This is a genomic window from Streptomyces sp. NPDC000878 (genome assembly GCF_053599695.1).
Genome location: NZ_JBSFMT010000102.1, coordinates 1 through 18,007 on the forward strand (window position 1 = coordinate 1; position 18,007 = coordinate 18,007).

At 66.8% G+C, this 18,007-nt stretch carries 21 protein-coding genes and 1 pseudogene; 3 read left to right on the top strand and 19 right to left on the bottom strand.

What is annotated here, in order from left to right; genetic code table 11:
• Window positions 1-650: 650 nt before the first annotated feature.
• From ACWDR4_RS45575 to ACWDR4_RS45610, 8 genes are all read right to left on the bottom strand, one after another.
• Entirely contained in the window at window positions 651-1,400 is a 750-nt protein-coding gene (locus ACWDR4_RS45575; RefSeq protein ID WP_450417532.1) for a hypothetical protein, read from the bottom strand.
• A gap of 44 nt (window positions 1,401-1,444) precedes the next feature.
• A complete protein-coding gene (locus ACWDR4_RS45580) occupies window positions 1,445-2,365 on the bottom strand; it encodes a hypothetical protein (RefSeq protein WP_450417534.1) in 921 nt (306 codons plus the stop codon).
• Between the two features lie 77 nt (window positions 2,366-2,442).
• Complete coding sequence (locus tag ACWDR4_RS45585) at window positions 2,443-3,717, bottom strand: WXG100 family type VII secretion target (protein WP_450417535.1); 1,275 nt, start codon at window positions 3,715-3,717, stop codon at window positions 2,443-2,445.
• A gap of 1 nt (window position 3,718) precedes the next feature.
• Window positions 3,719-4,027: a hypothetical protein gene (locus ACWDR4_RS45590; protein ID WP_450417536.1), complete on the bottom strand. Its 309-nt coding sequence runs from the start codon at window positions 4,025-4,027 to the stop codon at window positions 3,719-3,721.
• Window positions 4,028-4,090: 63 nt separating this feature from the next.
• Window positions 4,091-5,137, bottom strand: a complete 1,047-nt coding sequence (locus tag ACWDR4_RS45595) for a hypothetical protein (RefSeq protein WP_450417538.1) — start codon at window positions 5,135-5,137, stop codon at window positions 4,091-4,093.
• Window positions 5,125-5,781 carry a hypothetical protein gene (locus ACWDR4_RS45600; RefSeq protein ID WP_450417539.1) on the bottom strand — a complete coding sequence of 219 codons (657 nt, stop codon included), beginning with the start codon at window positions 5,779-5,781 and terminating at the stop codon, window positions 5,125-5,127. The genes ACWDR4_RS45595 and ACWDR4_RS45600 overlap by 13 nt, the downstream gene beginning before the upstream one ends.
• Before the next feature lie 250 nt (window positions 5,782-6,031).
• Entirely contained in the window at window positions 6,032-6,340 is a 309-nt protein-coding gene (locus ACWDR4_RS45605) for a helix-turn-helix domain-containing protein (RefSeq protein WP_450417540.1), read from the bottom strand.
• A 331-nt stretch (window positions 6,341-6,671) separates the two neighbouring features.
• A complete protein-coding gene (locus ACWDR4_RS45610) occupies window positions 6,672-6,938 on the bottom strand; it encodes a GntR family transcriptional regulator (RefSeq protein WP_450417542.1) in 267 nt (88 codons plus the stop codon).
• 155 nt (window positions 6,939-7,093) lie between these two features.
• Here ACWDR4_RS45610 and ACWDR4_RS45615 point away from each other — a divergent pair, with 155 nt between their 5' ends.
• From ACWDR4_RS45615 to ACWDR4_RS45625, 3 genes and pseudogenes are all read left to right on the top strand, one after another.
• Window positions 7,094-7,441, top strand: a complete 348-nt coding sequence (locus ACWDR4_RS45615) for a hypothetical protein (RefSeq protein WP_450417543.1) — start codon at window positions 7,094-7,096, stop codon at window positions 7,439-7,441.
• A complete protein-coding gene (locus tag ACWDR4_RS45620) occupies window positions 7,438-7,638 on the top strand; it encodes a hypothetical protein (protein WP_450417544.1) in 201 nt (66 codons plus the stop codon). Before ACWDR4_RS45615 ends, ACWDR4_RS45620 begins: the two co-directional genes overlap by 4 nt.
• A gap of 465 nt (window positions 7,639-8,103) precedes the next feature.
• Window positions 8,104-8,912 (top strand): annotated as a pseudogene (locus ACWDR4_RS45625) (IS982 family transposase); the annotation flags it as partial.
• A 155-nt stretch (window positions 8,913-9,067) separates the two neighbouring features.
• Here ACWDR4_RS45625 and ACWDR4_RS45630 read toward each other — a convergent pair.
• From ACWDR4_RS45630 to ACWDR4_RS45680, 11 genes are all read right to left on the bottom strand, one after another.
• Complete coding sequence (locus ACWDR4_RS45630) at window positions 9,068-9,475, bottom strand: SH3 domain-containing protein (protein ID WP_450417546.1); 408 nt, start codon at window positions 9,473-9,475, stop codon at window positions 9,068-9,070.
• A 414-nt stretch (window positions 9,476-9,889) separates the two neighbouring features.
• Window positions 9,890-10,405 carry a hypothetical protein gene (locus tag ACWDR4_RS45635; protein WP_450417547.1) on the bottom strand — a complete coding sequence of 172 codons (516 nt, stop codon included), beginning with the start codon at window positions 10,403-10,405 and terminating at the stop codon, window positions 9,890-9,892.
• 34 nt (window positions 10,406-10,439) lie between these two features.
• A complete protein-coding gene (locus ACWDR4_RS45640) occupies window positions 10,440-11,060 on the bottom strand; it encodes an OmpA family protein (RefSeq protein WP_450417549.1) in 621 nt (206 codons plus the stop codon).
• A 2-nt stretch (window positions 11,061-11,062) separates the two neighbouring features.
• Window positions 11,063-11,659 (bottom strand): hypothetical protein, encoded by a 597-nt coding sequence (locus tag ACWDR4_RS45645; RefSeq protein WP_450417551.1) that lies wholly within the window; start codon window positions 11,657-11,659, stop codon window positions 11,063-11,065.
• Between the two features lie 15 nt (window positions 11,660-11,674).
• Window positions 11,675-12,283 carry a pilus assembly protein TadG-related protein gene (locus ACWDR4_RS45650; RefSeq protein ID WP_450417575.1) on the bottom strand — a complete coding sequence of 203 codons (609 nt, stop codon included), beginning with the start codon at window positions 12,281-12,283 and terminating at the stop codon, window positions 11,675-11,677.
• Window positions 12,280-12,438 (bottom strand): hypothetical protein, encoded by a 159-nt coding sequence (locus ACWDR4_RS45655; protein WP_450417576.1) that lies wholly within the window; start codon window positions 12,436-12,438, stop codon window positions 12,280-12,282. The genes ACWDR4_RS45650 and ACWDR4_RS45655 overlap by 4 nt, the downstream gene beginning before the upstream one ends.
• A 150-nt stretch (window positions 12,439-12,588) precedes the next feature.
• Window positions 12,589-13,356, bottom strand: a complete 768-nt coding sequence (locus tag ACWDR4_RS45660; protein ID WP_450417553.1) for a response regulator — start codon at window positions 13,354-13,356, stop codon at window positions 12,589-12,591.
• A complete protein-coding gene (locus ACWDR4_RS45665; protein WP_450417555.1) occupies window positions 13,343-14,680 on the bottom strand; it encodes a sensor histidine kinase in 1,338 nt (445 codons plus the stop codon). Before ACWDR4_RS45665 ends, ACWDR4_RS45660 begins: the two co-directional genes overlap by 14 nt.
• A 26-nt stretch (window positions 14,681-14,706) precedes the next feature.
• Window positions 14,707-15,597, bottom strand: a complete 891-nt coding sequence (locus ACWDR4_RS45670; protein ID WP_450417577.1) for a DUF5936 domain-containing protein — start codon at window positions 15,595-15,597, stop codon at window positions 14,707-14,709.
• Window positions 15,598-15,614: 17 nt separating this feature from the next.
• Window positions 15,615-16,556, bottom strand: coding sequence for a type II secretion system F family protein (locus ACWDR4_RS45675; RefSeq protein ID WP_450417557.1), 942 nt, complete (start codon window positions 16,554-16,556; stop codon window positions 15,615-15,617).
• Window positions 16,557-16,599: 43 nt separating this feature from the next.
• On the bottom strand, window positions 16,600-17,946 hold the full coding sequence (locus ACWDR4_RS45680; RefSeq protein ID WP_450417559.1) for a CpaF family protein: 1,347 nt from the start codon (window positions 17,944-17,946) through the stop codon (window positions 16,600-16,602).
• Between the last annotated feature and the right edge of the window lie 61 nt (window positions 17,947-18,007).

An 18,007-nucleotide genomic window follows, 5' to 3' on the forward strand; every position in this document is an offset into this window, starting at 1 on the left:
GGACGCCGCCATGCCCGAGCGGTGAAAACACCCTGCCCACGCGACAGTTGACGATCAACGACGTCTCATCACCCCAACCGAAACGGCGAGGCTAATCCGGCGCGGAGCGTGAGGCGATCCTGCTGATGAACGCCAGTGGGTATCAGTGCCAGGACCTGCTGCCATACGACCCGACGGGCGAGCAGTCACCGCTCAGGACGGAGACGCCGGACTGCCCGTCACCGTCGCGACCAGCTCTTCTGAGCTTCGCGGAGCCCGGGGGCTGGGAAGGTGAACTGGCGTATACCTGCTTGACCCAGCACACGGGAGCGTAGCCAAGCGGCGCGCCTGCGAGACGGGCCAGAAGGCCAGCAGTGACAGGCAGCATGCCAGCCAGTTCCAGCGCCTCCACCGCATCGGCGGTCATTCCGAGGCGTTCACCCAGCGGGGTCTGAGACAGACCCAGGGATGTACGCCGGTCGTACACCAACTGCCCCAGGGCGAGCGCCAACCGGATCTGCTCACGCTCGGCGGCAACCTCCGGGGGCTCCAGGCAGCCCTGAACAGTGCTCCGCTCCCGAGCCAACCTCCAGCGGGTGTGATTCACGATTCCTCCGGAGTGACGTCCGCGCCCGGGCCGGCGGCCAGTTGTCCAGCAGCTGAGTCGCAGCTCAGTCGGCTGCCTCGTCCAAAGCATTCATATCCGCGACCGGTTCGGTGAAGGAGACGGTCTGGAGGATGGCCGCCATCATGTCGCAGAACTCGGCCCAGTAGTTCGTGGATGCTGTGTAGAGGGTGAAGGTCGCGGTGAACGGGCCGGTGGGGAAGGGGACATGGACCTGGATCTGTCCGGTGAGGAGGTCCGTGGCCTCGCTACTCGCCGTCACTTCCGGCCTCAACTTGAGCTCGCGCAGGGTTACGCAGGACACCGCTGGACCACAGGGGAGGTCGAGCCAGCGAGCGTCGTTGTACGAATCTCTGGAAAGAACCGCGAGGATTCCCTGGGCCACGATGTCTGTGTCAGCAGCGGCTTGGTCCGTCGGGATGGCAGCCACAGTGAAGGCGCACTGAGCGGCACCGTCGGAGAGGCTGTGCCTGGCAACGTCTCCGTTTTCGATTTCCTCTTCTTCGTCCTCCGCCGTGGAGAACAGACCCATCGCGGCGTACGAGACTCCGGTGCCAGCCATGAGTTCGGCTATGGCCGCGTAGTAGGGGGCAGCGGGCTCCCAAATGGTGTCGTCACCGCGGGAGTAGAGCGCTCGTACGAAGCTCTGGGCGCGCTCGGCGCGCTCTTCGGGGGTGTCGGCGAGAGGAAGGGCGAAGAAGCCTTCCGGGACGTTGAACCAGAGGGGCGGGGGCTCTTCGCCCGCCCGGGTGGGTGTGGGTGGGAGCGTGCTCGTCGGGTCGGTGGCGGCTGTCATGGTGGTGAGGTCGTCCTTGGAGGGTTCAGAGGCAGAGCCGGGGTTCAGAAGTCGTCTGGGTGGTAGTCCGTAACCTCAACCTCAGACCCTTGTGTGTCCATGAGCATGCTGTTCTCGGAAAGGCCGAAAAATGCATCGACTTTGCTCGGTACGACGAATTCGACCCGGTAGTGACCGCATGGATGAAGGCTGACCACCGGGGGGGCCGCGTTCGGCGCGTCGGATTCTGCAACGAAATTATCGACAGCGTTGCGCTGCCCCGGGGTAAGCACATCCAGGCGGATGAGTTCATGAGGAAGGAGGTACCTGGTGAACTTCCTTCGCGCGGGGGAGCGCAGTCTGCACCACGAGCCGTCATTGAAGACGATCTCAGCGTCGGTCCCGGTTTTGTAGCGCCTTGGCGTTACCTGGCGGATCTTGTCCAGGCAGATCTCCCAGAGGACTTCGTCCTCGATGAGCTTGTCGTTCTTCTTGTAGTACGGGAAGCCGACGATGACGAGTCGGCGGTCCGTGACGATCGCATGTGTGCGGTAGTGCTTCTCGGGTGAGCGTGCGGGATCCAGCTGCCAGGGCAGTGTGCGGGCGATGGTGCCGGGCGCGGCCCACATGACAGGGAAGTCCAGTACCTCGTTGTCCCGGTCGTCCGGGGTGTCAGAGCCAGTCTTCATGGAGTTGTTGCCGCCGCCGCTGGTGACGTTGGCTCCGCCGAAACTGAGCGCAGCCAGGACACCGAGGCCCAGCGCGATGGCCGTACCTTTGACGGTGTTGCGTGCGGCCACACCGCCCGTCGAACGCACCTCGTATACGGGCCCCTCAGGCCAGCCCGGCAGCTCGTGCTGGATGTCGTTGCGCTCTGTGTCGCGGAACCACCGCATGCCGCTGACGCGCGTGGCGGCGCCGGTGGCGAAGGTGACGAGCGTGCGGGCGAGAAGCGTCTCACCCGGTTCGGGCTGCCAGATGTCCATGGCCGTATGCATCTTCCTGGGCGTCGGATCCGGGTGCTTTGCTCTGCGCGTTCACTCTGCCATCGCGCGCCGTCGGTTCAGTTGCCCGTGGCCGACTTCTCGAACTGGTCTCCTGGGAAGAGTGCCTCTCCCACGTGCTGGTGGATACTCGTGATCTTGGGGAAGATCTTGAGCCCGGCATCCACGGCGATACCGGCCCCCAAAGGGTTGATGTTCACACCCGGAATGAGATTGGCCCCCTTGGAACCCAGCCACTGACCCGAGTGATAACCCTGGTTGGCTATGCCTCCCATGCGGGACAGCAGGCCGCTGGTCCCGTGAGCGACCTCGTACACCTCGTCAGCCACGCCACCGAGCACTACCTTGCCGGGCAACAGCGGGACCCCGCCTTTGACAAACCCAGCCGTGTCGCCGGTGGCCAGGAAAACCCGCGAAGCGGCAGCCTTCGTTGCCGTAAACCCCTCGCCAAGCGCAGCAGCTTTGGCGAGCCCAGCCGTCCTGGCCAGCGCCGAGGTTTCGCCAACCACCTTGATCCCCTTGCTGAATGCCCCGATGCCCGGCAGGAGCCCCACCGCGTCGAGTCCGATCTGCATCCAGCTCACATCCGCACCGGCAGCCTTCGCAACGCCATGGGCCACCAGCGCAAGACCGGTGGTGATGAGCGCGGCCGTGGCGAAGATCGCCGCGAGGGGCGGGAACGGAAGCGTGACGATGGCCAGCAGGGCCAGGATCGCGGTCAGGTCGCTCAGTAGGTCGCCGATCAGTTTGATCAGGTCGGCGTGTTCCTTGATCCAGTCGCCGGTGGCGTCCCAGGCGTCCGCGACTCCCTTGGTGAGCTTGTCCCAGAAGCCGGGCTCGTCGGGCGCTATGTCGGCGGCCTTGTCGAGTTCCTTGCTGATCTTCGCGGCGGCGAGACTGTAGCGATCCTCAAGGTCGTGGAGCTTGTTGGTGACCTCATTGACATCACCGGAGGCCTTGCCATACTCCTCGGTGCCTTCCTTGGCTTTCGCCTTGGCGTCGAGTTTGTCCCCGGCGCTTTTCTCCAGTCGGTCCGTCTCGTCCTGGAAGTCCTGGAGTTCACCTGCCCAGCGATGCAGCGCGCGTGAGGCTTTGTCGAAGGAGTCATGGCTCTTGCGGATGAGCGGGGTGACGTCCTCGCCTATGTACTCGGTGAAGGCAAGCGCGGCCTTGCCCTTCCACGCCCCGGTCTCGATCTGCTCCAGCTCCCGCAGGGACGTGCCCAGTTCGCTGGCCAGCTTGCCGAGTTGCCTGGCCAGATCGCGGGTGTCCTCAACGCTGCCGGGGGTGGGGTCCCGGCCGATGTTCGGCAAGGACGAAAGGCGGTCCTTCACGTCACTTGCCCTTCCTCTTGGCCTTGGCGGACTTGAGCGACTCGGCGAGGTCCAGGTCGAGCTTGCTGAACGTATCGTCGATGTGGTTGATCATCTTGACCGCACCCTGGGTGTGCTTGCCGAGCTGCTTGATGCCGTAGCCCCACTCGTCGGCGAAGTCCCGCAGATCCTCGACGAGCTTGCTCTCGCCGAGAACCGAGGCGTCGGCGGCGCGCAGACTGCGGCGGGCGCTCTCCATGCGGTCGCTGATGGTGGAGAAGGTCTTCTTCAGATCCTCGAAAATCGTGTCTTCGAGGCGCAGGTCACTCATGGTGTCTGGTCTCTCCGGGAGGACGACGGACTGAGCTGCGCAGCCCTTCGCGTCTGATGGTGATCAGCGGTTGACGGCCTGGATTTCCTGGACGGTGACTTCCTGGTCGTTTCCGAAGGTTCCGTCAGGGAGTCTCGTCGGGTTGGGGTTGCCCGTTCCTGTCCAGGTGATCTCCCAAGTGATGGTTGCCTGGAGCTTGAACGTGCCATCGCCGGAAGAGCGGAGGTACCTGACGCCACAGGGCGGGGTCTGGCCGGCCTTGCCCGTTGCGTACGGCTCGCCGATCGAGCCATCGTTGCCGAACGTGCACTCGCCAGAGGCAGGGTACGTCTCGGCGTCGGCCGTACCCGGCTCAAGCCTGAGGGAGACGGGCTTGGCCGTGGTGGTGGCCTGGATGTTCAGTGCGCCTACATTGAGCGCGGCTGTCACTGAGACTTCCTTGAACATCGACTTGTCCAGCCAGGCCCAAGTAGGAAGGTTGACCTTGGTGCTGCCAGCAGGGGCCAGGGTGACCCTGGTGGTCGGCAACTGGATCCGGTTGTAGGCGAGTTCGGCGAGGACCTGCGGGGTTACCGCGTTCTCGACCGGAGGAGTGTCGCCGTTCTCGACCCAGAAGGGCTGCTGGTCGCAGCGCTGTGCCTCGGGCTCCATCCAACGGTCCTGGTCGCGGACGGCGACCCACCAGCTGCCCTCGTCCTTCTGGTCGAGGTTGTAGTTCTTGTACTTGCCGTCCTTGTAGTTGTTCCGGAAATCCCCGACGGCCCGCTTCGCATAGTTGGCCTGGCCGGGCGTGTTCAACGTCGTGTTGTACTCGTCCTCGACCTGCTTCGAGAACTCCTCGGCGGAGCGCGGTTCGTACCAGCAGGCCGGCGGAGTCCAGTTCCCCACTGCTGCGAACCCGCTGGACGATCCGCTGTTCCCCTTGGCGGAACCACTGAAGGTGATCCGGGACTCAAGCGTGTAGCCCTTACTTGCACCCTCCTGCTTCACTGCTCCTTCGTTGCCGCTGCCAAGGTCCACGTCGGCGTAGGCGGCAGAGGGAACCAGCACGCAGGCGATTGCGGCCGACACCAGAACGAGCCGAGTGCGACCGGAGGTCACGGCGTGCATGCGTCGTTCGCCCTCTCGGAGTTGAGCACAGCGGTCTGCCATACACCCTTGTCGCTCTTCTCCAGGCGGGTGGAGTAGAGGAGGTACGACTTGTCGGTGACCGGAGTCTTTGCCGCCGCGCCGGTGGCCCTGTCCTTGACGAATGCTTTGCCCTCGAACGAGCAGTAGGTGAGGGTCGCCTTGCCCTCCGCGTAGACATCGACACTCGGCTTGAAATAGCGAGTCTCACCAGTCATGGATTTCTTGGCATCCACGAACTCCTTGACCCACTGGGAGGCGCCTACCAGGGCGTCACCCTTGTAGTAGAAGGCCAGCACCGGTTCGTCGGCGTTTCCCTGGGTGATGGCGTATGCCAGCGCATCGATGCGTCGCGAAGCGTCCGCCAGCACCGCGTCCTTGGCTGCGTCGCCGGTTTCCCAGCTCTCGAAGACGTCGGTGACATCACTGGGCAACGTGACCTTCGGGCGCTGCGCTGAACTGGTCGCCGTTGCGGTCGGCGATGCAGATGCCTTCGTGTCGCCGGTGTCGGCACCCGCGATCCTGTCGTTGTCCTTCGAGTCGTCGCCACCACCGCCACAAGCCGTCAGAAGCAAGGAAGCTGTCGCGACGATCACGACAGCGATGGACATATGGCGGCGATTCACGGTCGGCTCCCGGTGGGGCGAGGCTTCTCTTGAGTGAAGCAACGCTATCCGTCGACGCATGGTGACACCAGGTTGAAACCTGTCAACCACTGGGGCGTACGGGATTAAAACGCCCAGAGAGTACAGCACTTGCCCCATAACGGTTGCATAACGCAGCGGTCTGCTTTCTGCACGCTGCAATGAGCAGACCGTTTCGCTACCAAACCGCAAATCGCGGCGACAGCGCAGCACCCTGTGCGCGAGGGGCCACTCAGGCGGCGCGCTCCTCGAAGCGGAACTCAGGGGTGCTGCCCGGATCGATCCTCGCGTCCGATTCGAGCGCCGTGGCCAGCCGCTCGATCAATTCAAGGGTCGGATCGACGTCGCTCTCCTCAATGGACTCGATGTCCTCCTCGGACATCCCGGCCCGGTGCGCCAGCTCGGACGTGCTCCATCCCAGAGTCGAGCGGCGGCCGTAGACCGCTTGGGCCAAATCCATCCGCCGGCCTGCGCAGCGATATGCGTGATCCTCGCGGTGCTCGGGTGGGACCTTCCAGCTGGTGTGGTATCCACTGCTCATCAAGCCTCCCTACGTTGTCGTGCGGGACAAGCGAGCCACTCGCGGGTAGCTCACCAGGGCCACGAGTGTGACTCTGAGTCCTCTGCCGCCCACGACCAACTCCGCATGAAACATGTCACCCCGGACAGCGTGTCCGCGCGATCGCCAGCCCACCAATCCCGATGAGCATGTCTCGCTGGAGAACGCCCCGCTGACCTGCCTGGCCGTTCTCGCTCGCCTGCCCATTCGCGCCGTGGGGTCGGCGCACCCGCTGGTCCGGTACCCGCGCGGAGTCCGGGGCACGCGACCAGCCATGCGCGGCACGACAGAGGCCTCGACTCGCGCCGGCCCACTACTCCTCACCCGGGTCATCGTCGCCCCCGGAAGCGCGTTCAACGACGAACGACCCCTTGCCCCGCACCGTGATGATGAGCCCGCGCTGAATCAGGAGTTGGAGAGCCGCCCGCGCGGTCGGGCGCGACACGTTGAACTCGTCGCAGATGGCCGCCTCGGACGGAACCCGACGGCGAGGGGCGTACGTGCCGTCCGCGATGCGCGCGCCGAGTATGGCGGCGATCTGCTCGTACAGCGGCTCAGGCCCCTCAAGGTCGACAGTCATATCTCGACCCTATTTGACCTGCGACGATGCATATCGTTAGCTGAAGTCACCTGACAACACCTTACAAGTTGGCGTAATGTCCCGATACGGAAAGACCCCCGCGACGGTGCGAACGTCCGGGGGCGTGGCCCACCAACTATTGGGAGTTGATGAACATGGCCGAGCGTAGCGCTGCCGCGCTGCACTGGGTTGTCGTGACCCTGGTTCTCTGGGGCCTCACCCGCCTGATCCCCCCGACCGGTACTCGCCGGAAGGCCGGCGCGCCCTTGCGGGTCGTTGCGAGTAAGGGGTCAGGAGTTCCTGTCGGTTCGGCGGTACGGGTGCCTGCTGTGCACCGGTCGCCGTACAGCACCGACCGGGCGCCTCTCGACGGTTCGGCGTCCCGGCTGTCCCGGCCCTATGTGCCCGCCCTCGTGGACTTGGTTCCGGAGGTTGAGGCGTGCGCGGTACCGGCCGTCGACTTCGGCATCGACGCCGAGCTGTACGCGGTGGGGGCCCGATGACCGGCCGGAGGGATACGAGGGTCCAAGCGGCCGTACGACAGGCCGAGTTGCCCATGCTGCGTGCCTACCGGCTGTGGTTCGAACACGCCCGCAAGTGCGTCGGCTGCAAGCCCGCCAGCAAGGCACTGGACGGGTGCGAGACCGGACAAGAGCTGTGGGGCGACTACCGCCGAGCGTACGACGGAGGTACCAAGTGACGACCAACCCGACAAAGGCGTGCGGGACGGTCCGCGCCTCATTGTTCTACCGGGCACCGATCCTCAGCGAAACCGGCGCATGCATTCTCCCCAAGGGACACAAGGACGACCACCAGGACGCCAAAGGCGCACGCTGGTACGTCATCCCCCTCGTCGGCGGGACGGACCTCGGGCCTGCACAGGGGCGGGCGATGGCCCACAGCGCCGAACCGGCCTGGACGCCAGAACCCTTGTTCCGCTCCCCCTGCTGCGTCCTGGGTCAACACCCCGAGTGCCAGGACTCCGAACCCCGCGAGACCGGCGTACCCGGAGTCCACTACCTCGTGTGCGCCTGCACCTGCCACCGCGCAGCCCACGGCCCCGACGCGAGGGAGCCCGCGCGTGACCTCCCGGATAGGGACACCTAGATGAATGAGTCCAAGGGATGGCCTGCGGACATAGGACGAGGGCGTCCAATGTCGATGTGTGACGAACGACCTGGACACCCTCGCAACGGCACTCTATGCCCGGATCGATGACGAGTTGAAGGCTTCGCCGTGGCTGGCTCCGGCCCGGCCCGCCGTCGGGATCGCGCCCACACTCAGTGACGCCGAACTCATCACCCTCGCGGTCATGTCGGCGCTGCTCGGTTACACCTCCGAGCGGCGCTGGCTGCGCGCGTCGGGCGGGACTTCAGCCACCTGTTCCCCTACGTGCCCCAGCAGTCCGGCTACAACAAGCGGCTGCGCGCCGCGTTCTCACTGCTCACCAGCATGATCCGGATCCTGGCCCGGGACACCTCGCTGTGGAGCGACGATGTGTGGCTGGTCGACTCCACCCCGGTCGGCTGCGGCTGCTCCCGCGAGACCGCCAAACGCTCGGACCTGGCAGGCTGGGCCCAAGACGGCTACTGCGCGTCGCACTCACGGTACTTCTGGGGGCTGCGCCTGCACCTGGTGTGCACGCTCGGCGGGCTGCCGATCCTGTTCGCCCTCACCGGTGCGAAGGCCGACGAGCGCGAGACACTGCGCGACATGCTCGACACCGCACCCGATGTCGAAGCAGCCCGCCCCGGGCAGACGATCATCGGGGACAAGAACTACTACGGCCGCGAGTTCGAGTGCGACCTTGCCGACATTCACCTGGAGTTGCTGCGGCCGGCTCGCAAGGGGGAGGCCGAACGGGCCGGAGCACACCTGTTCAAGCCCCTGCGGCAGGTCATCGAGTCGATCAACCAGACCTTCAAAGGGCAGCTCGACCTGGAACGACACGGCGGCAAGAGCCCGGCAGGGGTGGCGGCCCCCGAACCCCACCCCCGAACACGACGACGGCCTGTACCACCCCAACGGGGTCGTACAGGCCGTCGTCACGCGGGCCCCCGGGTTTACCAACAGCGTCCGATTTCTGGACGGGGCCTCGCCGCATACCGGCCTTGCCTGGGGCCTTCGGGTCAGTAGGCGGCGCACCGAACGTTGGAGCCGCGGACGCCGTCGTTGAAGGGCAGCAGGGAGTCGCTCACCCATCCGTACGTTCCGTCGGTGACGTTTCTGAGGTACGTCCAGGTGGCGGTGCCGGCCGAGTTGAAGGTATAGCAGTGGTAGTCCAAGCGGTTCTGGTTGTCGGCATAGCCGACGACGCCGCAGCCTGTGCCTGAGCCGCTGCGCATGTTCGCGCTGACGCCCGCTGTCTGGTTCACGTAGGCGCGGTTGTCGTCGTCGGCGGGACGAGCCGAGCCGCAGGGCGCATTCGCGGACGCGGGCGCTGCCGTTCCGAGTACCGTCAACGGAACAACGAGCGCGGCCACAGCCGCAGACGCGAGCCCGTACCTCGTCAGCCCGGACCTGAAGTTCGCGATCACTTTTTCTCCTCTGAGTGACGTATTGCTGGAACTCCCTGAACCGTGGCAGTGACCGCGCGGCCCGCCCAGGAAAGGCGCACGCACCTGGCACGCAACTCGCACGCAACTGACCTGATGCCGCCTTCTCGGCGGGTGTTGGCGGGTGGGACATCTGGGGTGACCTGACCGCAGGCTGGGCGTTCACTCGGCGGCGGGCACAGGCGAGGCATGAACTCCCCTGACACCAGATCGAGTTGGTTCCGCGTGTACTGGACGCTCAGCGAAGGGCGGTCGTACACGCCAGGAGGAGGGGGCGGCTCGTGATGTCTCGCTGAGTCCACCTGGGGCAGGGGTGGCCCGGTCCCCCTCCGTGACACCTCGCGGAGGGACCGCTCTGGCCGCGGTCATGGGAGCCGTCAGTCCATGCCTCGTCCCTCAGGTGTCGTCCGCTCTCCCCGCGAGGGATCCGCCTATCCAGAAAGGCAGTGGCTTTTGTTCTTTGCTCAGTGATCGTCGTATGGCGTTGACCAACTGCACCTGTGCTTGGGCAGGCGCCCTACTGGCCTGGGCGAACTCCTCCGCGCTCAGTGGATCTCGCGACGGATCGCGTGCCGGGTCACGTGCCACCCGGTCCAGGAACACACCGATGGTCTCGCCGAAGTTGTCGATCTCCGCCGCGACTGCCGCGGGGGCGACCAGGCTGGCGCGGGTCAGGGTCGCGCTCCACTCGCTCCAGTCGTAGTCCCATCCCTGTCGGCCGGCATGGGCGCGGCTGAGGATCATGGTGAACTTGGCGTAGTGGCTGATCAGTTCCTGGTAGGCGATCAGTTGCTTGTCCCGCAGCCACTGACGGTCCTGGGCCCGGTGCGTGACGATTCCTCCGACCAGGACCCCGATCGTCGCGGCCAGTGCCCCGGCCGCCGTTGTCACCAGTGTGTCCAGCAGTGGCATCTGAGGCCCCGCATCCCCTGTCCCTCGGACGACGTCACGCCCCCTTCTGGAACGTCACCTCCACCCGTCGGTTCTTGCGTCGGCCCTGTTCCGAGGAGTTGTCCGCGATCGGGTAGTCCTCGCTGTAGCCGCGTACCTGGAAGGTGACGTCCGCGCCCAGGCCGGCGGCCAGTTCGTCGTGGACGACCTCCGCGCGGTTCTTGGAGAGGGTCAGGCCGTGGGCGTACGAGCCGAGGTTGTCGGTGAAGCCGAAGACCCTGACGTTCGTGGCCTTCTGGGCCTTTATCTCGTCGGCGATCACCTGGATGCGGGAGCGGGCCTCGGGGTTGAGTTTTGAGCTGTTCTTCGGGAAGAGGACCTCCGCCTGGAGCGCGAACGTCACGCTTTCGCTCGTGTCCACTCGGCGTTCCTCGCCGCCCATGTCCTCCACAACCGACATGATGTCCAGGACCTTGGAGGCGGCGAGTGTGGCGCCGTCGGCCAGTTTCAGGCCGGGGCTGTTCGGGTCCACTTCGGGGGGTGGGGATGTGGTGGCGATGCCCGGGAGTGCGCTGGGGTCGTCGTCCGCGGCGGCGGGTGGACCCGCCAGGGTGAGGGTGGCGAGTACCGCCAAGGCCGTGAGTACGGTCGAGGTGGTGCGGCTGGTGACGGCCATGGTCACTCGCCCTCGGAGATCTCGATCGACGCCGGGGGCATCGTGCCGACCTGGAAGTTCACCTGGGTCGAGTCGGTCGGCGGGGCCGGGAACTGGGCGAACCAGTCGGTCGTCTGTCCTCCGTCCACGCCTCCGCCCTCGAACTTCGTGCACAGGCAACGGCCGTCGGTGTCCCGGAGGACGAGGTACTTCTTCTTGGCCTTGCTGTCGACCAGAGCCGCGCCTGCCAGCGAGGAGCCGTTCTTGTTCAGCTCGCGTTCGTCACCGCGCCAGTCCGCCGCGATCCAGAATTCCCCACCGCTGTTGGTGACCGTGCCGTTCACCGTCACAAAGCCACCCTCGTCACGAACGGCCGAGGTGACGGTGAGTGTGATGTCGCCGTTCTTCACCTCGGCCAACGCCGGCTCGGCGGCCGGTGCCTCGGACTGTGTCTCCTCGTCGCCCGCGCTCTCCGTCCTGCTCGGTGCCGACGACGACGCGTTCTTGTCCGTCTTGTCGCCGTCCCCTCCCCCGCAGCCGGCCACCGTGAGGAGCAACCCGGTCGCGATCGCCACCGCGGTCACTGCCCTACGGCTCTTCATGGTGTGCCGAGACTTCATCGGTACGACTTCCTCTCACTCGGCCAGATGCACGGAGAACAGCACGGACGCATCAGGAAAGTCGTCCGGATCGAAATCTACGGGGTCGATGTTCACGATTTCGCCGTCGCAGTCCAGCTCGATCGGCAGCGTGGGATCCGCGTCGGGGTCGAATTCGCAGCGCGGCTGAATGACGGCTATGGCATGGGCCTTGGCCCGCATGCCCTCCGTGCCCGGAATGATCGAGGCGCCGACCGTGTTGGTCGTCTCCACGGCGACCCTGAATCCGGGGTAGCCGCCCCTCTCGACAAGTTCGGCGCCGCCCTGGACAGTTGCGCCGTTCTCGGCAGCCAGCGCCTGCGCGGCCGCCGTGGCTCCGGCTCCCGGTGGATCCTGGCCGTTCAGCCAGTCGAGCCAGTCGTCGCCCTGTCCGATCGCGCCCGCCACGGTCTCCACCAGCTCGTCCCGGGCGTCCTGTGCGGCAGCCAACGCCGCAGCGTCCGCCGCGGACTGGGCTCCGTTGCGGACGGACGCTGCTTGGGCGAACACGAAGAAGGCGACGGCGGCGAAGAGCAGAATCCCCGTCAGCCAGATGTAGATCGGCAGGGTCTGCCCACGGTCGCTCAGAAGTCGTACGGCGGTCAGGGGCCGATGACGTCGGTGACCGCGGTCCGAATCGCCGTCGAGATCATGCCGTCCAGCCCGATACCGTCGATCAGCGTGAAGATCCCGGCAATGATGATCATCAGGCCCGCGTACTCCACGAACCCGGCTCCCGCGTCCCGCTGCCTGCCCTGCATCCGACAGACGACGGTCCACGTCCACCTGTTGAACCTGTCCACTGCGCCTGCCTTTCCGCCGAACGACAACACCGACCCGACCACCGTACGTGAAAGGTGATCTACTCCGCGTGGGTCCAGGGACCCAACTTCCCCCCACAGCACGCCCCATCACTCCCACCTCTCCCGAGCGGTACCCAGCCACCGGGCGATCGCTTCGCTCCGGGTCACACTGTGCAGCTTTGCGAAGATGCGGTTGATGTGGTTCTTGACGGTTTTCTCGCTGATGAAACAGGTGGCGGCGATCTGCTGGTTGTTCATGCCGGTCGCGATGAGATCCATGACCTCCACCTCCCTTGAACTCAGCCCGAAGTCCGGCCTTGAACCCAGGCCGAAGTCCGGTCGGTCGCGGTCATGCGCGGCGGGTGTCACCGCGTGGCCGAGCCTGGTTCTTGGAGTCGCCAGACCCTTTGACGAGAGTGCCATAAATGGTTGCAGGTGCGAAGAGTATTCGCTCGGTTCGTAGGAAACGACGAGCGAATCCGCTGCCCCCGTTCTCCTGCCCACCGCTCGTACCGCCTCCGCCAACTCCTCCGTCGTGAAGCCACCGTGGACCAGATAACCCGACGCGCCCCGGCTCAGCGCCTGCCGCACCACCTCCGGCTCGCTGCTGTACGTCAGCATCATCACCGGGGCCAGGAGCACCAGTTGGGGCAGGGCCGTGAGGCCGTCCGTGCCGGGCATGCGTACGTCGAGCAGGACCACGTCAGGGTGCACGCGCTCCGCCGCCGACACGGCCTCGGTGCCGTTCGACGCCTCCGCGACCACCTCCATGTCCGGGTGGCCGCCCAGTAGCGCCGCCAGGCCCGCGCGGACAACCGGGTTGTCGTCCGCCACCAGCACTCTCAGCAGCTCGGGCCGCCGTTCACGTGTGGACATGCGATGCGGCCTCCTTCCGGGGTCGAGGCCGGGGTACGTAGTCAAGTCCGGGCGGGTGCACGTCCACACGGATCTCCGTGCCCCCCTCTTCGCATCGGCCCACATGAATCACCGCACCCAGCGACCTCGCCTGTTCCACCATGCCCAGCACTCCGAAGTGGCCTGATCTGGCGGTCTCTTCGAGGTTCAGGAGGTGGGGGAAGCCCACTCCGTTGTCCCGGATGCGCAGAGTCACACCCTCCCCCTGTGTCTCCACCTCCAGCTTCACCCTCGTCGCGTGCGCGTGCCTGCGCGTGTTCTCCAGGGCCTCCGACACGATCGCCAGCAGGTGGTGTGCCGTCCTGTGCGGAAGGGCGTCACCCCGCCTGGCGGGCGCCTCCAGGCTCGTACGGATTCCCGTGCTCTGCTCGAACTCCTCCGCGCTGTGGGCCAGTTCCGCCATCAGGTCCACGTCCGGGGACGTCAGGTCCGTATGGTGGCGCAGGTCCGTGAGGAGGTCGCGGGACTCCGTTGCCGCTCGGCGGGCCGCCGAGGCCACCAGGGTTGCCTGGCGCCGCACCGCATCCGGGTCCGCGTCGGCCGCGGAGGTCGTCGACAGGGCCTCCGCCGCCAGTGCCAGGCCGTGCAGGGTCTTCGTGACCGAGTCGTGCATCTCCCTTGCCAGGCGCGCCCGTTCGGACTGCACCGCCTCCGCCACCGCCAGCCGGGAGTTCGCCTCCGCCAGTGCCTCGCTCGCCGTACCGAAGCGGAACATCAGGTTGCGCAAGGTGACGCCGATGATGCCGGCTCCGATACAGAAGCCCGCGATGAGGAGGGTGCTCGCGCCGGTGCCCGGATGGTGTTCCCAGGCTCGGTAGACCGTGAGGAGTACCACCAGCTGCAGGCCGGTGAAGACGCCTGAGCCGCGCCAGCCGTAGAGGAGGCCCGCGAGGAGGGGGGTGCACGCCGTGGCGTACGCCAGGGGGGAGGCCGGGGACGCGGTGAGGAGGAGTATCGCCGCGAACGTCAGGTCCACTGCCATCAGGGTGGGGTGGGCCAGAAGACGGGGGGCCAGGCGGTCCCAGTCGCGGTACATGGCGTACGAGGCCGTTATGCCCAGGACCGCCGCCGCCAGGACCGCGTAACGCGGGGCGCCCTCCGCCGTGTTCGTCATCGCGAAGGGGGCGCCGAGGGCCAGCATCATCATGCGTACGGCGAACGCCTGGCGGCACAGGGCCTGGAGGGCGTTCAGCTGGAGGCGGACGGTTGCGGGGGCCGGGGCGTCGTCGGCCAGGTAGCCGGCGGTCGGGTCGTAACCCCGGACCCGCTCCTGTCGACGTCGCATGCGCGTCACCCACGCCTTCATGGCCCTCAACGCCCCAGAATCGAGCCGAAGTTGGTGCCCGAGCCGAGGAACATGCCCGTCGCGATGAGGATCATCGTCGCCGGGAGCATGAACACCAGGGTGACGAGGGTGGCCTTGGGGATCGTCTTCGCGGCGCGGCGGCGGGATTCCTGGGCGTCCGTGCGGCGCATGTCCGCGGCGATCTGGATCAGGGTCTCGGCAATCGGAGAGCCGAGTTCCTCGCCCTGTTGGAGCGCCGAGACGAACTGGGCCACCTGCTCACTGGAGTTGCGCTTGCGGAGCGCGTCGAAGGCCTGGCGGCGACTGACGCCCATGTCCATCTGGCGGAGTGTGATGCGGAGTTCGTCCGCCCACGGGCCCTCGTACCGCTCCGCAACGCGGTCCAGGGCCTGGCGGAAGCCGAGGCCCGCCGAGACCACGACCGCGAGGACGTCCAGGAAATCGGGAAGCGTACGGTCGATGACCTCTTCGCGTTCCCGTACCGCCTGCCAGATCGCCGCGTCCGCCGCCGTCACTCCGAACGCGAACGTGATGACGGCGAGGACGAGTTGGCCGTTGGTGAGGAAGATCAGGCCCAGCAGGACGCCGAAGGTGACGTAGACCGCGCGGCGGGCCGCGTAGCGGGTGATGGTCAGGCCGCCGGGGTTGCCCGCCATGTCGATGCGCAGGCGCTTCGCGTCGACCCGGCGGGGGCCCATCAGGCGCAGCACGAGGGGGGCGAACCGCATGCCCATGCGGTCCACCGCCGAGTCCGCCTTCGAGACCCGGGTGCCGCCGACCTCCAGGGCCAGCATCAGGTCGGAGGGGAGTTTGGCGTCCGCCCGGATCATGCGGATGCCCAGCAGGGCGCCCGCCACCGCGATCGCCATCAGGAGGGCCAGTAGTAGAGGCAGCATCCGTTCGCTCACTCCCCTCAGACTTCGATCTTGCCGAGGCGGCGGATGACGAAGAAGCCGACCGTGTACAGGCCCAGGGAGAGGAGGATCAGGCCCTGGCCGAGGCCGGAGCCGGTCACCTTCTCCAGGGCGCCCTCGTTCGAGGAGTTGATGAGGAGGAGGGAGCCGAGGCCCAGGCAGGGGACCGTGAACGCCGTCGCGTTGACCTCCGACAGCATCGTGCGGACCTCTCGGCGCGTCTCCTTGCGGTCCTCAAGGGTCTGGGTGAGGTTACGGAGGGAGCTGACGACCGAGCCGCCCGCCTTGTTGGCGAGGACCAATGTCGTTACCAGGACGATCAGTTCGCGGGACGGGAGGCGTTCCGCCAGTTCGCCGAGTGCGTCGTCGACCGTACGGCCGAGGGTCAACTGGTCGGCCACCCGGGCCAGTTCCTCGCCCGCCGGGGCCTCAAGCTCCTCCGCCGCCATCGCCAGTGCCGTACGCAGGGCGAGACCGGCCGCCGTGGCGTTGGCCAGCAGCCGGGCCACGTCCGGGAGTTGGTTGATGAACGCCTCGATACGTTTCTGGCGCTGCCAGTTGAGGAAGATCGCCGCGCCCCAGACCGTCACCAGCGCGGCGATCGGGCCGAAGAAGGGCGCCAGTACGGCCGCTGCCAGCAGCCACAGCGCGACGCCGACACCGGTGACGTACGTGAAGAACTCGCCCGCCGTCAGGTCCAGTCCGGTCGCCGAGAGGCGGAGCTGGATCGTGCGGCCGAGGCGGGTGCGGCGCAGCCGGCGGTCGACGGTCGCGAACCGGCGTACGCGTCCTGCCACCGTGTGGAGGGCGCCGCCGCCGGAGAGACGGTCTTCGAGCGCCTGGCGCTGGGCGCGGCCGGTGGCGTACGTGTGCACGCCCGCGACGGCGAGTGTGCCGCACAGCATGGTGGCGCCCAGTGCCAGCGGGACCGAGTTGTTCATGGCAGCTCGCTCCGCCCGGTGATCCTGGTGGTGGTCCGCGTGTTCATCCGATCGCCTGCCTCGTGTCCAGTACGTCGAGCACCTCTGCCACTCCGAACGCCGGTGGCAGCGATTCGTTCGCCAGGTACAGCTTCTCGGCGACCGGGCGGGGCAGCGGGAGGTGCTGGAAGTGGCCCTGGGCGACGCGGTCGGGGCCGGACGGACGGGTGACGTAGCGGGAGACGGTCGCGATGCGGAACTGTTCGCGGCCGTGGGAGACGAGCAGGGCGATCTCCGCGATACGGCGGGATCCGTCGGCGTGGCGGGCCAGTTGGACCACCACGTCCACCGCCGAGTTGATCTGGTCCTTCAACGCCTCGAAGGGGATCATGACTTCGGACATCGAGCCCAGGGTCTGCAGCCGCATCAGCGCGTCCTCCGCCGAGTTGGCGTGGACGGTGGCCAGGGAGCCGTCGTGGCCCGTGGACATCGCCTGGAGCATGTCGAGGGTCTCGCCGCCGCGGACCTCACCGACGATGATGCGGTCGGGGCGCATACGCAGGCTGTTGCGGACCAGGTCGCGGATGGTGATCTGGCCCTTGCCCTCCACGTTCGGCGGGCGGGACTCGAGGCGGATCACATGCTCCTGCTGGAGCTGGAGTTCGGCCGAGTCCTCGATGGTGATGATGCGTTCGTGGGCGGGGACCAGGCCGGACAGGGCGTTGAGGAGCGTGGTCTTGCCGGTGCCCGTACCGCCGCTGACGATGACGTTGAAGCGGGCCCGGACGAAGGCCGCGAGGAGCATCAGCATCTGCTCGTCGAGCGAGCCGAGGCCGATCAGCTCCGGGAGTGTGTAGGCGCGGGGGAAGCGGCGGATCGTGAGCGTCGGGCCGGTGAGGGAGAGCGGCGGGATGACGACGTTGACGCGTTCGCCGGTGGGCAGCCGGGCGTCGACCATCGGATTCGACTCGTCCACGCGCCTGTTGACCGTCGAGACGATCCGCTCGATGGTCTGCATCAGCTGCTCGCTCGACGCGAAGCGCATGGGGAGCTGTTCGACGCGGCCGGCCCGTTCCACGAAGATCGAGTCGGGGCCGTTGACCATGATCTCGGTGATCGACGCGTCGGCGAGGAGCGGTTCGAGGACGCCCAGGCCGAGGGCCTCGTCGACCACCCGCCTGATGAGCTGGGAGCGTTCGGCGGAGGAGAGGACCGGGCCCTCGCGGCTGATGATGTGGCCGAGGACGCGTTCGAGGCGGACACGGCGTTCGGCCGCCGCGAGGCTGGACATCTCCGCGAGGTCGATCTCTTCGAGGAGCTTGGCACGGTAGACGGCGACGAGGTGGCCGTCCTCGCGTGCGGTTCCGTTGCCGTTGTCGTCGGGGGAGGCTATGCGGGAGCGCAGGCTCATGGTCTCGGTCTCAACTCCTCTCCAGTCAAACCGGGTTGTGGCTTCTGTCGAACCAAGTGCG